Origin of the sequence: Arthrobacter sp. zg-Y916, from assembly GCF_020907385.1 — a bacterium.
GTDB classification, from domain to species: domain Bacteria; phylum Actinomycetota; class Actinomycetes; order Actinomycetales; family Micrococcaceae; genus Arthrobacter_B; species Arthrobacter_B caoxuetaonis.
In genome coordinates, this window is record NZ_JAJJOD010000001.1 from 667,040 (window position 1) to 682,666 (window position 15,627).

Genomic DNA, 15,627 nt, shown 5'->3' on the forward strand with positions numbered 1-15,627 from the left:
AGTCAGGAGCTTGTGAATGGAAGTCTGGCCCGGAGATGCATACCCGCTGGGAGCCACGTACGACGGCAACGGCACGAATTTCGCCCTCTACAGCGAGGTGGCGGATTCGGTCACGCTCCGCCTGTTCGACGACGACGGCACGGAGTCGTGCGTTCCGCTCACGGAAGTAGACGGCTATGTCTGGCACTGCTACCTCCCGCACGTGGTGCCCGGGCAGAAGTACGGCTACCGGGTGGACGGACCCAACGACCCCGAACAGGGCAACCGCTGCAACCCGAGCAAGCTGCTCCTGGATCCTTATGCCAAGGCCGTCTCCGGCCAGATCGACTGGAACCAGTCCCTGTTCGGCTACAACTTCGGTGACGAAGACTCCCGCAATGACGAAGACTCCGCACCCCACATGATGAAGGCCGTGGTCATTAATCCCTTCTTCGACTGGGATGGTGACCGCCGGCCCCGCACCGACTACCACCAGTCCGTCATCTACGAAGCGCACGTCAGGGGCCTGACCGAACAGCACCCCGAGGTTCCCGAGGAACAGCGCGGAACCTACGCCGGCATCGCCCACCCGGCCGTGATCGCCCACCTGCAGAAGCTGGGCGTGACGGCCTTGGAGCTGATGCCCGTGCACCAGTTCGTCGACGATTCAACGCTGCAGGAAAAGGGCCTCTCCAACTACTGGGGCTACAACACCATCGGTTTCTTCGCCCCGCAGAACACCTACGGGTCAACCGGGGACGACGGTCAGCAGGTCCAGGAGTTCAAGGCCATGGTCAAGGCCCTGCACACGGCCGGCATCGAAGTGATCCTGGACGTGGTCTACAACCACACCGCCGAAGGCAACCACCTGGGCCCCACGCTCTCCTTCCGCGGAATCGACAACGCTGCCTATTACCGGCTGGTGGAGGACGACAAGCGCTATTACATGGATTACACGGGCACCGGCAACTCGCTGAACGTCGGCAACCCGCACTCCCTGCAGCTGATCATGGATTCGCTGCGTTACTGGGTGACGGAAATGCACGTTGACGGTTTCCGCTTCGACCTCGCTTCCACCCTGGCCCGCGAGTTCTACGATGTGGACAAGCTGTCCGCGTTCTTCGAGCTGGTGCAGCAGGACCCGGTAGTCTCCCAGGTCAAACTGATCGCCGAACCGTGGGACATCGGACCCGGCGGCTACCAGGTGGGCAACTTCCCGCCGCAGTGGACGGAATGGAACGGCAAGTACCGTGACACGGTCCGGGATTTCTGGCGCGGAGAGCCCTCGACGCTGGGCGAATTCGCCTCCCGCATCACGGGTTCCGCAGACCTCTATGAGTCCTCGGGGCGCCGTCCGGTTGCCTCCATCAACTTCGTCACCGCGCACGACGGGTTTACCCTGCGCGACCTGGTCTCGTACAACGAGAAGCACAACGAGGCCAACGGCGAAGACAACAACGACGGCGAGTCCCACAACCGTTCGTGGAACTGCGGCGCCGAGGGCCCCACGGATGACCCTAACGTCCTGTCCCTGCGTGCCCGCCAGCAGCGCAACTTCCTGGCCACGCTCCTGCTGTCCCAGGGCGTTCCGATGATTTCCCACGGCGACGAGCTCGGCAGGACCCAGAACGGCAACAACAACGGCTACGCGCAGGACTCCGAACTGACCTGGATCAACTGGGAGAACATGGACGCTCCGCTGATGGAGTTCACCGCCGCGGTGAACAAGCTGCGCGCCGAGCACCCCACGTTCCGCCGGCGCAAATTCTTCGACGGCCGCCCGGTGGAGCGCGGGGAAGAAGACGTCCTGCCGGACATCGTCTGGCTCAATGACGACGGCACGCCCATGAAGCCCGAAGACTGGGACAGCCAGCTGGGGCGGTCCCTGGGAGTGTTCCTGAACGGACAGGGTATCCGCGGAAACGACCGCCGCGGCCAGCCGATCACTGACGCGAGCTTCCTGCTCTACTTCAACGCTGACGACGCCACCGTTACGGTCACGTTGCCGCCGCAGGAGTACGGGGACCTCTGGGACCAGGTCATCGACACCGCGGGGGAGGGAGCTGACTCGGATCCTGTGAGCAGCGACGGCAAGCTGAAGGTCGCTGCGAAGTCCATGGTCGTGCTGCGCGCCCACCCGCAGGAAGAAGAAGTCCACGACCATTCAGTCGCAGCTTCCCTGGCAGTGCTGGCCGGCGCCAAGACGCGGGAGAGCACCGTATGAGGGCGCCCCGCTCTACGTACCGGCTGCAGCTCCATGAGGGCTTCACCCTCTTTGACGCTGCGGCACTGGTCCCGTACCTGCGGGACCTCGGAGTGGATTGGGTCTACCTCTCGCCCTTGCTGAAGGCGGAAGAGGGTTCAACACACGGGTATGACGTCACCGATCCCTCCTGCATCGACCCGGCCAGGGGAGGACCTGAGGGATTCCAGGCCCTAGCCGATGCTGCCCACGGCGCAGGCATGGGTGTGCTGGTGGACATCGTGCCGAACCACATGGGCGTGGCCACCCCGCGGGCGAACCAGTGGTGGTGGTCCGTGCTGCGTGACGGTCCGGAGTCCCGGTACGCCGAGGCCTTCGACATTGACTGGGCCGCCGGGAACGGAAAACTCCGGCTGCCGGTGCTCGGGGACAACGGTGATGCCCTGGACGAGCTGCGGATTGAGGACGGTGAGCTGCGCTACCACCAGCAGGCTTTTCCCCTGGCAGAGGGAACGTTTACACCGGGTGACTCCGCACGGCAGGTGCACTCCCGCCAGCACTACGAGCTGGTGAATTGGCGCCGGGCGGACAACGAGCTGAATTACCGGCGGTTCTTCGGCGTCAATACCCTGGCCGGGGTCAGGGTGGAGGTTCCGTGGGTGTTCGAGGAATCGCACGCCGAAATCCGCCGCTGGTTCCAGGAAGGCCTGGCCGATGGCCTGCGCATCGACCATCCTGACGGGCTGGCCGACCCGGCCGGTTACCTGGAACAGCTCCGGGAACTCACCGGCGGAGCCTACGTGCTGGTGGAGAAGATCCTGGAACCGGGAGAAAAGCTGCCCGCCTCCTGGTCCGCGGCAGGAACCACCGGGTATGACGCGCTCGCCGAGGTGGACCGGCTGTTCGTCGATCCGGAGGCCGCTGCTGCGCTGACGGATGCTTCCGACGCCGAGCCCTACCGGCACATGATCCATGACACCAAGCGTGCAGTGGCGGACGGGCTCCTGCATTCGGAAGTGCAGCGGCTGGTCCGGCTGCTCCCGCCCGGCTCCGGACTGGAAGCGGAAACCGCAGCGGACGCACTCGCGGAGCTGCTGGCCTGCTTCCCGGTCTACCGCAGCTACCTTCCCGAAGGCGCGGGCTATCTGGACGAGGCGGCGCTGAATGCACGGGTGCGCCGCCCTGACCTGGAACCCGCCATCGAGGTCTTGCTGCCGCTGCTGCAGGGCCAGGGCGGTGACGGCGAGGACGGACTCGGTGAGCTGGCCGTGCGGTTCCAGCAGACCTCCGGAATGGTGATGGCCAAGGGCGTCGAGGACACCGCGTTCTATCGCTACACCCGTTTGACGTCACTCAACGAAGTGGGAGCGGACCCCTCACTGTTCGCCATGGAACCGCACGACCTGCATCTGGGGATGATGCTGCGCCAGCAGGAGGCCCCGGATGCCATGACGACGCTGAGCACCCATGATACGAAGCGCAGCGAGGACACCCGGGCCCGGATCAGCGTCCTGACTGAGATGCCGCAGGAGTGGACCGAAGCCGCCGCCGAACTGGCCGGGCTGCTGCCGCTTGAGGACCGCCCGCTTGCCGAACTGGTGTGGCAGGCGCTCGTGGGAACCTGGCCGCTGGAGCGGAGGCGGGCACATGCCTACGCTGAAAAGGCAGCGCGCGAAGCGGGAGACAGCACCACGTGGACGGCGCCCGATGAGGCTTTCGAGAAGCAGCTTCATGCCCTGGTTGACGGAGCGTACGACCACCCGAAGGCCAACGCTGTCCTGGAAGCGGTCGTTGACCGGATCCGCGGTGCCGGTTACTCCAATGCGCTGGGTGCGAAGCTGGTCCAGCTCACGATGCCGGGTGTCCCTGACGTGTATCAGGGGACCGAGCTGTGGGACCACTCCCTCGTGGATCCGGACAACCGGCGGCCCGTTGACTTCGAGGCGCGCAGGACCCTCCTGTCCGCTGTTTCGGACCTGTCGGGGGAAGACGGGCTTCCCGAAATAGACGAATCCGGGGCAGCCAAGCTCCTGGTGACCAGGGAGGCCCTGAGACTGCGCCGGGACAAACCCGCGCTTTTCACCGGGTATTCGGCTCTGGTATCCACCGGCGCGGCTGCCGGTCACTTCTTTGGATTCGACCGCGGGGGTGTGCTCACCGCAGTGACCAGGCTTCCCCTCGGACTCGAACGCGCCGGGGGATGGCAGGACACCACGGTCCAGCTTCCGTCCGGAAGCTACCGGGATGCACTGAGCGGCGCTGCCTTCACAGGGGCGGCCGTTAAAGCCGCAGAACTATTCGCGCAGTACCCCGTAGCGCTGCTGGTCCGTGAGGAGGACGCATGAGCACTGCATTTGACGTATGGGCACCGAAAGCCAACAACATGCGATTGCTGGCAAATGGCTTTGAGCAGCAGATGGTGCGGGGTGAACAAGGATGGTGGCATGCCCCTGAGCCCGTGCCGGGCGAAGCGGAATACGGGTACCTGATCGACGACGCCGCCCACGCCGTGCCGGATCCGCGTTCCCGCCGCCAGCCCGCGGGGGTTCACGGACTTTCCCGCACCTTCAACCCGGATGCGTTTTCCTGGACAGACCAGGATTGGGCATCCCCGGGCCTGACCGGCGGAGCCATCTATGAGCTCCACATTGGCACCTTTACCCCGGAAGGCACGCTGGATGCAGCGGCGCAGCGGCTTGACTACCTGGCCGAGCTCGGAGTGCAGTATGTGGAGCTGATGCCGGTCAACGCTTTCAACGGGCACCACAACTGGGGCTATGACGGAGTGCTCTGGTACGCCGTGCAGGAGACCTACGGCGGACCGGAGGCCTACCAGCGGTTTGTTGACCAGGCCCATGCCCACGGCCTGGGTGTGATCCAGGATGTTGTGTACAACCACCTCGGCCCCAGCGGCAACTATCTGAACCTCTTTGGCCCTTACCTGAATGAGGCTGCCGCCACGGGATGGGGCGACGCCGTCAACCTGGACGGGCCGCAGTCGGACCACGTGCGCCAGTACATCCTGGACAACCTCGAGATGTGGTTCCGTGACTACCATGTGGACGGGCTGCGGCTGGATGCAGTGCATGCGCTCCGGGACGAACGCGCCCTCCACATCCTGGAAGAGATGGCTGCACTGACCGACGACCTCTCCGCGGAGCTTGGCGGCTCACTGTTCCTGATTGCCGAATCGGACATAAACAACCCCCGGGTCATCACGCCGCGCAGCTTGAACGGGTACGGGCTGGCAGCACAGTGGTCCGATGATTTCCACCATGCCGCGCACACCAACCTGACCGGGGAGACAGACGGTTACTACGCAGATTTCGATTCCCTTGCCGCGCTGGCGAAGGTATTGCAGCACGGCTTTTTCCACGACGGGTCCTACTCTTCCTTCCGGGGACGCAGCCATGGGCGTCCGCTGGATAAGTCGGTGCACAACGCCCGCCAGCTGGTGGTGGCAACACAGAACCACGACCAGATCGGCAACCGGGCTGCCGGGGACCGGCTGACGGCAGGACTGGGCTATGAGCAGCTGGCGCTCGCCGCCGTGCTGAACCTCGCGTCCTCCTGCACCCCCATGATTTTCATGGGCGAGGAATTCGGTGCCTCGACACCCTGGCAGTTCTTCACGTCGCATCCCGAGGAAGACCTGGGCAAGGCAACGGCAGAAGGCCGGATGCTGGAGTTCGCCCGCATGGGATGGGACCCTGCGCTGGTGCCTGACCCCCAGGACCCGCAGACCTTCGAGAACTCCAAGCTGGACTGGTCGGAAATCGCCGTGGGCCGCCACCCGTTCCTGCTGCAGCTCTATCGTCAGCTGCTGCATCTTCGGCGAACCATGCCCGAGCTGAGCGAACCGGATTTCCGCAAGATCGAGGTGGATTTCGATGAAGTCTCCCGCTGGCTCAGTATCCGGCGCGGGAAGGTCTTGGTGGCGTTGAACTTCGCCGACTCGCCGAGGGAACTGCCGCTTCCCCTGGAAGGTCCCGTAACGGTCGTGCTGGAGACGGCACCGTCGCTCACGGCCGACGGAGCGATCGAGCTCCCCGGATACGGGGCAGCCATCGTGTCGGGCGTCTAAGCCCGGGACACCCGACAGTGTTTTCGACCAGCCCCAGCACCGGTGGCAGGATGGACCCATGACTTACACCCCCGCGGATGACCGCTACGATTCCATGCCCTACCGGCGAGTTGGCCGCAGCGGACTGCAGCTGCCCGCTGTATCGCTGGGCCTGTGGCACAACTTCGGCGACGACAGGGACTTTGAGACGCAGCGGGCCATCCTCCGCCGCGCCTTCGACCTGGGCGTTACCCATTTCGACCTCGCCAACAACTACGGGCCGCCGTACGGATCGGCGGAAACCAACTTCGGCCGCCACCTTCGGGACGATTTCCGGCCATTCCGCGACGAACTGGTGATCTCCAGCAAAGCGGGCTACGACATGTGGCCCGGTCCGTACGGAAACTGGGGCTCCCGAAAGTATCTGCTCTCGAGCCTGGACCAGTCGCTCAACCGGATGGGCCTGGACTATGTGGACATTTTCTACAGCCACCGTCCGGATCCCCACACGCCGCTGGAAGAGACGATGGGCGCCTTGGACACAGCGGTCCGGTCCGGGCGGGCACTGTATGCCGGCATTTCCTCCTACTCGCCGGAGAAGACCCTGGAAGCTGCACGCATCCTGCAGGAAATGGGTACCCCGCTGCTGATCCACCAGCCCTCCTATTCCATGCTCAACCGCTGGGTGGAGCAGGGCGATCCCAACTTGTTCCAGGCACTGGAGGAAGCCGGCGCAGGCTCAATCGCGTTCTCGCCGCTGGCACAGGGACTGCTCACGAACAAGTACCTGAATGGCGTTCCCGAGCAGTCGCGGGCCGCAGCCGGCAAATCCCTGGACCCCTCCCAGCTGTCGGAAGAAAACCTGGAACGGATCCGCGGGCTGAACGGCATTGCCGAATCCCGGAACCAGACGCTGGCGCAGATGGCTATCGCCTGGGTACTGCGCCCGCAGAAGAACGGGACTGCCGTCACCTCTGCGCTGGTGGGAGCCTCCAGCGTGCGGCAGCTTGAAGACAGCCTCGCGTCCGTGAAGAACCTGTCCTTCACGGACGCGGAACTGGCGGAGATCGACACGTACGCGCAGGACGCCGGCATCAATCTCTGGGCCGCAGCACTGGACGCCTGAGACACCATGGCAGAGGCTGTACCGGCAGGACCGCAACCGCCGCGGAGCGGCACCGGAACATTTTCGCTGGCCGGACGCGTGTCCGTCCGCGAAGCGGTGGACAGTGACTGGCCCGGCATCTGGGCACTGATGGAACCGATTGTGCGTGCCGGGGAGACCTACTGCTGGGACAAGCAGATGGACAACGGAGGCGCGCGGGAACTGTGGTTCGAGCCTGCCCCGACCTGCGTCTACGTGGCAGTCGACGGGGACCCGGACGGGGAAGGCTGCGACCGGGTCCTGGGGACCGCCCAGCTGCATCCGAACCGCGGCGGCGGAGGAAGCCACGTTGCCAACGCTTCATTCATGACGGCGCAGGCAGCATCCGGGCGCGGCATCGCCCGGGCGCTGGCTGCGCATGTCCTGGCCGAGGCTGCGGCGCAGGGGTACCTGGCGATGCAGTTCAATGCCGTGGTGGAAACCAACGTCCGGGCCGTGGCCCTCTGGCAGTCCCTCGGCTTCCGGATCCTGGCCACCGTCCCGCGCGCGTTCGAGCACCCGGTGCAGGGCCTGACGGGCCTGCACATTATGCATAAGGACCTCGCAGAAGGCACCCAGTGATCCGCAGCAGTGCCGTCAATGAAACAATGGATTCGTGAATTACCTCGAAGCAGTACCTCCGGCGGAGCGCAGCGCCGTCGTTGATCTTGCCGCAATCAGGCATAACGTCCGCCACCTCGCCGAAATCGCCAGGCCCGCCCGCCTCATGGCCGTCGTGAAAGCGGATGCCTACGGGCACGGCGCCCTGGAGGTCGCCCGTGCCGCTTTGGAAGCAGGTGCCGGCTGGCTCGGCGTTGCACATATTTCCGAAGCACTGGCGCTGCGGACCGGCGGCATTTCCGCACCCCTGCTGGCGTGGCTGCACACTGCGGACAGCGACTTCGCTGCTGCGGTTGCCGCGAATATCGACATCGGAGTTTCCGGCTGGGAACTCGAAGCCGTGGTGGCGGCGGCGCGTGAACTGGAAGTCCCGGCGCGGGTCCACCTGAAGATCGATACCGGACTTGGGCGGAACGGCTGTCCCGAGGACCTCTGGGAAACGTTTGTGGGCCGGGCGCTGGCCTACCAGGAAGACGGCCTGCTTCGGGTCGTTGGCATCTTCTCCCATCTGGCAGTGGCGGACGAACCGCACCGCGCGGAAACGGATGTCCAGCTGCAGAAGTTCCGTGACGCCGTAGCCGTAGCCGAAGACGCCGGAGTGGACCACGAAGTCCGGCACATCGCCAACACTCCCGCTGTGCTGTCCCGCCCGGACTCCCATTTCGACCTGGTCCGTGTGGGCCTGGGAATGTACGGGCTGTCTCCGTTTGCCGGCCAGAGCGCCGCTGAACTGGGGCTGCGGCCTGCAATGACCCTCAAAACCACCATTGCCAACTGCAAGGCCGTGCCTGCCGGTCAGGGCGTCTCCTACGGGCTGCATTACCAGACGCCGGAGCCTACCACCCTGGCCCTGGTACCCCTGGGCTATGCCGACGGCATTCCACGGGTCGCCACCGGCGGTCCGGTCATGGTGGACGGAGAAGTGTTCCCCGTTGTCGGGCGCATCGCCATGGACCAGATGGTGATCGACTTGGGCCGGACCGGCATTGCCGGTACCCCGGCGTCGTTCATTGGCAAGGAAGCAATCCTGTTTGGCGGCGAAGGGGCGCCCCAAGTCGAGGAATGGGCACAGGCCGCGGGTTCGATCAACTATGAGATCATCACCCGGATCAGCGGCAGGGTCACCCGCAGCTACGTCGACACCCATACCGGCGGCGCAGATGCCGAGGACACCGATAAAAGCGGCGCAGACGCCGGCATCGCGGCCGGCTCCGCCGCGGTACTGCCATGAATGACGCCGGCGCCGAGCTGCGCTGGGAGCGTGAGTTTCGCACCTCGAGTGCTGCCCAGACCCAGGAACTCGCACGGACGCTCGGTGGGACCCTGCGGGCGGGGGACCTGCTGCTGCTGACCGGGGAGCTTGGGGCGGGAAAGACCACCTTTACCCAGGGCCTGGGCGAGGGCCTTGGTGTTCGTCCCGGGATCATCTCGCCGACCTTCGTCCTGGTGCGTATCCATCCGTCTCTGGGATCCGGACCCGATCTGGTCCATGTCGATGCCTACCGCCTGGGCTCGCCGGCGGAGATTGATGACATTGACCTGGAGAACACCATGGACACCGCCGTGACTGTGGTCGAGTGGGGACACGGGCTGGTGGAGCATCTCTCCGAAAGCCGCCTGGAAATCACCCTGCTCCGCTCCACTGGAGGAGGGCCGGGTGTCACGGGCGAACTGGTCACCGATTTCTCAGCGGAGGACGACGACGAGGAGCGGACCATCCGGATCGCCGGGTATGGTCCCCGCTGGGCAGCTGTCCCGGTAACGGTTCCCTGACCCGGCTCCGGCGATGGGCAGTTCTCCCCATCGCCGGTGCACCCGGCTGACGACTTTGCCCGTTCGGCACCGGAACTGCGGCTCAACTCTGATGCTGCTACTCCTCCCGCCTGGGCCCGCTGGGCCCGTCGCGGCCTTTTCGTTCTGGATGCAGGAGTTACTGCCTGGGACCACGGCAGCGAACAGTACAACGCGGACAGGGTTGAACACCCGGACTGGACTCCCGGGCAGCCGGCCTTGTCCGTCACGGAGAACGCGGCGATTGTAGGAGGCGCTTCCCTGACAGCCGGCGCCGGAGGAGCCTGGGCCGGAGCGAAAGCCGGGGCCGTCGCCGGCGGTGTTGCTGGCAGCCGGTTCCCGGTGGTGGGAACACCTGCCGGTGCGGTCGCAGGCGGTATCGTGGGTGGCATTGCCGGCGGCATCATAGGCAGCGGGGTTGGAGAAAAGATCGGAAAGAAGGCCAGGGATCTATGGGATTCATTCTCGGGCTGATCCTGAGCCTCGTGATACTCGCCATGGGATTATGCGCCTATACCGGCCGCTGGCGCATGTGGCTGGGTCATCCCGGCCTGCTGCCGAGGGTGAAGGCCTATCCAGCCCTGGGCATGCTTTACGGGGGCGTTGGTCTGCTGACCGGCACGCTGCTGTGGGACGTTGACGGCGATTCCATTCCCCGGCCGCTCCTTGCGGTGCTGCTGGTAGTGATACTCGGCGGAATCTGGACGTTCCTCATGAGCCTGGTGTGGCTGCCTCGCTTCATGATTCCCCGGTGGGTCAAAATCACTGAGAACGTCAAGGAACACGCAGGGTGAGAGCGGGAGTCATCACCACAGGTTCAGTTCGCATGCAGGTCCAGCCAGGCTGGGAAGCCAGCCAACAGAGCACGGAGGCCCTGGTCCTGGCACCATCGACCGATGGGTTCCGGGCGAATCTGACCCTCCGAACCCTTCCCTTCGAGGGGACGGCGGACAGGGCGGCAACCCAGGAAATTGCCGGTGTCCTTGCTGCCCTGGAGTCCCCTCAGGTGCTCAGCTGGAACCTGTGGCCGTACGATCCAGGCGCAGAGGGCGCTTGGCGGAGTGCAGGAAGGCCTGCTCGAGCTCGAAGCAGCAGGGCTGGCAACAGGCAAGGGCCGGTTGACCGCAGAGGGCCGGCTCGTCGCTTCACCGCTCGACGGAACCTCCGGCAGCGTACAGTTCACGGCCGGCTTCGGCGGCGTGAAGAGTGCTTTCTACGGCGGGCGCGGTAGTGCGGAACATGTGGGAGCAGGAGTGGTTTATCTGGCAGCAGGTGGGGGAACCGCCGCCCTTCAGACGGGAATCCACGCTGGGACTGCGGGGACCTGGCAGCTGCTGAACAGCGGATCGGGGCTCCTGCTCCGTCCATGGCCAGCGGCGCAGGCCTACCGGGCTCTGCTTCAGGCGGTCAGTGCCGAGCTGGCCTGACGACTATTCCCCAGGCGGCCTTCCCGGAGCAGGAGCACCGGCCGACGGCGTAAACTGAACACCGTGCTTATCCTCGCCATCGATACTTCCGCCATTGCCAGTGCGGCACTTCTGACCGGTGAGGGAGAAACGCTCGCAGCCTTCGCCACGGAGGACACCCGTTCCCATGCGGAAGTTCTTGCCCCCGGCATCCAGGACCTGCTGAAGAGCGCAGACGTTACCGGCACAGACATCGATGAGCTTGTTGTCGGCGTCGGGCCCGGTCCCTTTACCGGTCTCCGCTCGGGTATCGCGACCGCACGGACCTTGGCATTCGCCTGGAACAAACCGCTGCACGGCGTTATGAGCCTGGACGCCATCGCCATCGACGCCGCCCTGGACGCCTGGCGGGCCGGAGTGGACGAGTTCATCGTTGCGACTGATGCGCGCCGCAAGGAGGTCTACTGGGCGCATTACCGCAGCACCGGCGGAACGCCCGAGCTGCTGGACGGTCCCCACGTCACCTCACCGTCCGAGGTACCGGGGCTGCCGGCCTACGGTGCCGGGGCCGGCCTGTACCCGGACGTCCTGCACGCGGTGCAGGACTTTGCCGACGCCCAGCCAACGGCCGCAGCGCTGGGCCGCACCGCCGTCGTCCGTCTTGTCCGTGGTTTGGACCTGCTCCCGGATCTGCCCCTGTACCTCCGGGAATCCGACGCCAAGGTTCCCGGCCCGCGGAAGCGCGCATTGTGAGCGCCCCGTCCGGAGGGCCGGTCAGCATCCGGCCCATGACCGAGGCCGATATTCCTGCCGTGGACGCACTGGAAAAAGCCATGTTCCCCGTCGACGCGTGGCCTACGCAGATGTTCTACGACGAACTCGCGCAAAGTGACACCCGGTCCTATTACGTGGCTGAGGCAGCGGACGGCACGGTCATCGGCTATGCGGGGCTGATGTGTGTGCTGCCCATTGCGGATGTGCAGACCATCGCCGTCAACTCCGGCCATGAGGGTGCGGGTACCGGTTCCCGGTTGCTGGCCACACTGCTGGACGAGGCGAAGAGCCGGGGTGCCGATGACGTGCTGCTCGAGGTCCGTGCGGACAATCCACGTGCCCAGGACCTCTACCGGCGGTTCGGGTTCGAACAGATCCATGTCCGTCCCCGTTATTATCGCGACGGCGCCGATGCACTGATCATGCGCCTTTATCTTTCCGCCTGGCAGGGCATGCCGCCGCGCACTCCACAGACTCCGAAGGAAGCATAAATGAACCGCAGCGAACCTTTGGTGCTCGGCATCGAATCCTCCTGTGACGAGACCGGCGTCGGTATTGTCCGGGGCGATACTTTGCTGACCAACGCCGTGTCATCTTCCATGGAGGAGCATGTCCGCTTCGGTGGCGTCATTCCGGAAATTGCTTCCCGTGCGCATTTGGATGCCTTTGTTCCCACGCTGCGCCAGGCCCTTGATGAGGCTGGCGTGACCCTCGACGACGTCGATGCGATTGCTGTGACTTCCGGGCCAGGTCTGGCGGGTGCACTGATGGTTGGTGTTTGTGCTGCGAAGGCTCTTGCTGTTGCTACCGGCAAGCCGCTGTATGCGATTAACCATCTGGTTGCCCATGTGGGTGTTGGAGTGCTCGATGGCGGCAAACTTCCGGAGAATCTTGGTGCCCTGCTGGTTTCCGGCGGCCATACCGAAATCCTTCGTGTTGGTTCCCTGACAACAAATGTCCAGCTCCTGGGATCGACCATTGATGACGCTGCCGGTGAAGCGTACGACAAGGTGGCGCGGATACTGGGTCTGGGTTATCCCGGTGGTCCTGCTATCGACAAGCTTGCCCGTGAAGGCGACCCGAAGGCTATCCGTTTTCCCCGCGGCCTGACCCAGCCGAAGTACATGGGTACTGCTGAGGTTCCTGGTCCGCACCGCTATGACTGGTCTTTCTCTGGTTTGAAGACCGCTGTCGCCCGCTGTGTGGAGCAGTATGAGGCTGCCGGGCAGGAACTTCCTGTTGCGGACATTGCTGCTTCTTTCCAGGAAGCAGTTGTAGATGTGATTACTTCGAAGGCTGTTCTTGCCTGTACCGAGCAGGGGATTACGAACCTTTTGCTTGGTGGTGGTGTTGCTGCGAATTCCCGGCTTCGTGAGCTCACTGCCGAGCGCTGTGCTGCTGCCGGTATTTCGCTTCGTGTTCCTCCTATCCGCCTGTGCACCGACAACGGCGCCATGGTTGCTGCTTTGGGTGCGCAGATTGTTATGGCCGGCGGTGAGCCGTCCGGCATCGATTTCACTCCCGATCCGTCCCAGCCTGTGGCCAGCATTCATCTTCCCGCTGCCTAGCTGGGTAACGGTGCGGGGCAAGAGCCCGGTTTTGGAAGGGGAGTGGGGAAGCGCGGGCGAGGCCTGCGACCACACAACCTAGAAGGGTGGTGGGTCGTTGTCCGGGTCGCTGTCTTGTTTCTGGTCCTTGGGCAGCTGGGTCCCATGTAGCGGAATATCCCGGGGCCGCTGACCGGGTGCGGACTGTTGGCCTGAGACGTAGTCCAGGGCTGCCTCGGTGCTGTAGGTGCGGCCGGTGGGCGAGCTCCAGCGGAGGGTTCCGGGTTCTGGTTGGCGAGCCTCCCAATGGCCCAGGGTTTTGAAGCGGTGGTGTTTGGGACAGAGGTGTTCCAAATTGGTGTGGTCTGTTGGTCCGCCGCGCGAAAAGGGCGTGGTGTGATCGATTTCGGTGTTCGTGACATTCACAGAACAGCCGGGGAAGCGGCAGTTTCCGTCCCGGGCCTGGAGCCAGCGTTTGAGCCCTGCAGGGATGCGGCGGGTTCGTCCGACAGTGAGGATCTCCCGGGTGTTGGGGTCCTGGATCAGAGGTGTCCAGTGCAGGGCGTCGAGGATCATGGTCCGGGCGGTTTCAGCGCTGATGGGTCCGTAGCCGTTGAGTTCAGCGGGGTGCTCGTTGAGTCCGGCAAGGGTGTCTGCGTTGATCAGGACCATGACTTCGGTACGGACGGTGGACCGGTTCCGGTGCCGCTCGGCCCGCCTGGGAGGCTTCTGTTCTTGGTTCGTCCGCGGTCCGTGATCTGATCCATTCCCGGCGGTAGGCCCATCCACTGGCTTCGTGTCAGGGGCCGGTTCGCCGTCGAGGAGCAACTCTGTGAGGGTATCGGCGCGGAGCTGGTCCATGGTGCGTGGATCACCCGCTCGTTTGCCGGCTTTGGCGGCACCGGTGAGGGCGGCGAACATGGACTGGCCCTTCTCCGCAGCGATGATGGCACTGAGGCAGGACATCCCATCGGGCAGGGGCTGGAACGTCACACGGCGTTTGTCCCTCGCCTCACGGTGGCGGACGGGGATCAGGTCCGGAAAGCGTGATTCACGGAGTTTGCGGGCCCGGCGGCCGAAACCGGCTGCAGTCCTGCCCTCCGCAGCAGCAAGCAGGTCCCGTTCGAACGCGCCACGCACACTGAGAACTTCAGCGGTGGCAGCATCCTGTGAGCCGGCTCCATCTGGTCCGGATGCCCCAGCCTGGCCGCTGCCATCCGGTTCGGACTGGGAGGGAGCACCCAGGTTTTCGAGACCGAGCTCCAGTTGCCCCGGATCGCTGCCGGATGAATCGTCCGCCACCGCCGGATCGACGGCACCGGCTCCTGCAACGTCCGGGGGATCGGGAATGTCGGTGGGGAGGTTGTGGGTTTCGTCCAGGATGATGCGGGCGTGCTGGAGGGCGATCTTTCCGGCTGCAAGGTGTTCAAGGGTTTGCGGGGCATCAGTGCAGAGGCGGGAGGATTCGCTGATCAGCTGTATAGCTGTCATGTGGGGGATGTTCAGGACCGTGGAGGCTTCGGCAGCGGCCAGGCTCAAGGCGAGGGCCGGTTCTTCACGACCGGCGGCTTCGGAAATGTCGCGGGCGAAGAGCACCTCCAATCGGGCAGCTACACGGGCCTGTTGCGCCTGCGCCCACGAAATGAGCATCCCCAGCCGCTGAAGAGCGGTCACCGTTTCCTCATATCCGAGGGTCTCTGCACCGGACAACGACAACCGGCCCGCGAAACCCTCCGGCAGAGCCTCGGCCGCTGCGTCCTCGAGCAATGCAGGATCGGCACGAAACACAGCACCGGACCCGGAACGGGCGAAGGCTGAAGAGCCCGACAAACCGCCGGGTTCCGCACCCGGCGCACCGCCGCCATCCCGGTCAGCTGACCGGGGAAACGGAGTGTCCGAGAAGTGGTTCATACCCCAACACTTTCAGCTGCCACTGACATTTCAGGACCCAAAACAGGCCTTTTCAGGAGCACCAGTTACGGGTGGTTTACCCGTTTTCAGAGTTGGGGGAACGGGCTTACGGGTCGCAGGTCACGCGAAACAGCTCAGCACAGCGCGAAACAGGGCGGAATGCGGCATCGGACCAGTCATCCGAGCCG

14 protein-coding genes are annotated in these 15,627 nt (G+C 64.7%); 13 read left to right on the top strand and 1 reads right to left on the bottom strand.

Features of this window, described 5'->3' with window-relative positions; translation table 11 throughout:
- The first annotated feature begins 16 nt into the window (after nt 1–16).
- From glgX to tsaD, 13 genes are all read left to right on the top strand, one after another.
- Entirely contained in the window at nt 17–2,203 is a 2,187-nt protein-coding gene (glgX, locus tag LOC59_RS03260) for a glycogen debranching protein GlgX (protein WP_227915502.1), read from the top strand.
- Complete coding sequence (gene treY, locus LOC59_RS03265) at nt 2,200–4,527, top strand: malto-oligosyltrehalose synthase (protein ID WP_229970570.1); 2,328 nt, start codon at nt 2,200–2,202, stop codon at nt 4,525–4,527. Before glgX ends, treY begins: the two co-directional genes overlap by 4 nt.
- Nucleotides 4,524–6,266 (top strand): malto-oligosyltrehalose trehalohydrolase, encoded by a 1,743-nt coding sequence (gene treZ, locus LOC59_RS03270; RefSeq protein WP_227894329.1) that lies wholly within the window; start codon nt 4,524–4,526, stop codon nt 6,264–6,266. Before treY ends, treZ begins: the two co-directional genes overlap by 4 nt.
- 58 nt (nt 6,267–6,324) lie before the next feature.
- Complete coding sequence (mgrA, locus tag LOC59_RS03275; protein ID WP_227915499.1) at nt 6,325–7,371, top strand: L-glyceraldehyde 3-phosphate reductase; 1,047 nt, start codon at nt 6,325–6,327, stop codon at nt 7,369–7,371.
- A 6-nt stretch (nt 7,372–7,377) separates the two neighbouring features.
- Entirely contained in the window at nt 7,378–7,971 is a 594-nt protein-coding gene (locus tag LOC59_RS03280) for a GNAT family N-acetyltransferase (RefSeq protein ID WP_227915498.1), read from the top strand.
- Between the two features lie 34 nt (nt 7,972–8,005).
- Nucleotides 8,006–9,241 (top strand): alanine racemase, encoded by a 1,236-nt coding sequence (alr, locus tag LOC59_RS03285; protein WP_227894335.1) that lies wholly within the window; start codon nt 8,006–8,008, stop codon nt 9,239–9,241.
- Nucleotides 9,238–9,783: a tRNA (adenosine(37)-N6)-threonylcarbamoyltransferase complex ATPase subunit type 1 TsaE gene (tsaE, locus tag LOC59_RS03290; protein WP_227915497.1), complete on the top strand. Its 546-nt coding sequence runs from the start codon at nt 9,238–9,240 to the stop codon at nt 9,781–9,783. The genes alr and tsaE overlap by 4 nt, the downstream gene beginning before the upstream one ends.
- A gap of 36 nt (nt 9,784–9,819) precedes the next feature.
- Nucleotides 9,820–10,275, top strand: a complete 456-nt coding sequence (locus tag LOC59_RS03295) for a hypothetical protein (protein WP_227915496.1) — start codon at nt 9,820–9,822, stop codon at nt 10,273–10,275.
- Nucleotides 10,254–10,595: a hypothetical protein gene (locus LOC59_RS03300; RefSeq protein WP_227915495.1), complete on the top strand. Its 342-nt coding sequence runs from the start codon at nt 10,254–10,256 to the stop codon at nt 10,593–10,595. The genes LOC59_RS03295 and LOC59_RS03300 overlap by 22 nt, the downstream gene beginning before the upstream one ends.
- A gap of 267 nt (nt 10,596–10,862) precedes the next feature.
- The gene (locus tag LOC59_RS03305) at nt 10,863–11,228 is read left to right on the top strand and encodes a hypothetical protein (RefSeq protein WP_227915494.1); all 366 of its coding nucleotides are present in this window, start codon (nt 10,863–10,865) and stop codon (nt 11,226–11,228) included.
- A 63-nt stretch (nt 11,229–11,291) separates the two neighbouring features.
- Complete coding sequence (tsaB, locus tag LOC59_RS03310; protein WP_227915493.1) at nt 11,292–11,960, top strand: tRNA (adenosine(37)-N6)-threonylcarbamoyltransferase complex dimerization subunit type 1 TsaB; 669 nt, start codon at nt 11,292–11,294, stop codon at nt 11,958–11,960.
- A gap of 35 nt (nt 11,961–11,995) precedes the next feature.
- Nucleotides 11,996–12,472: a ribosomal protein S18-alanine N-acetyltransferase gene (gene rimI / locus LOC59_RS03315; protein ID WP_227915492.1), complete on the top strand. Its 477-nt coding sequence runs from the start codon at nt 11,996–11,998 to the stop codon at nt 12,470–12,472.
- Complete coding sequence (gene tsaD, locus LOC59_RS03320) at nt 12,473–13,549, top strand: tRNA (adenosine(37)-N6)-threonylcarbamoyltransferase complex transferase subunit TsaD (protein ID WP_227915491.1); 1,077 nt, start codon at nt 12,473–12,475, stop codon at nt 13,547–13,549.
- A gap of 78 nt (nt 13,550–13,627) precedes the next feature.
- Here the strand turns inward: tsaD and LOC59_RS03325 are convergent, their stop codons facing one another.
- Nucleotides 13,628–15,439, bottom strand: a complete 1,812-nt coding sequence (locus LOC59_RS03325; RefSeq protein WP_227915490.1) for an HNH endonuclease — start codon at nt 15,437–15,439, stop codon at nt 13,628–13,630.
- Nucleotides 15,440–15,627: the final 188 nt, after the last annotated feature.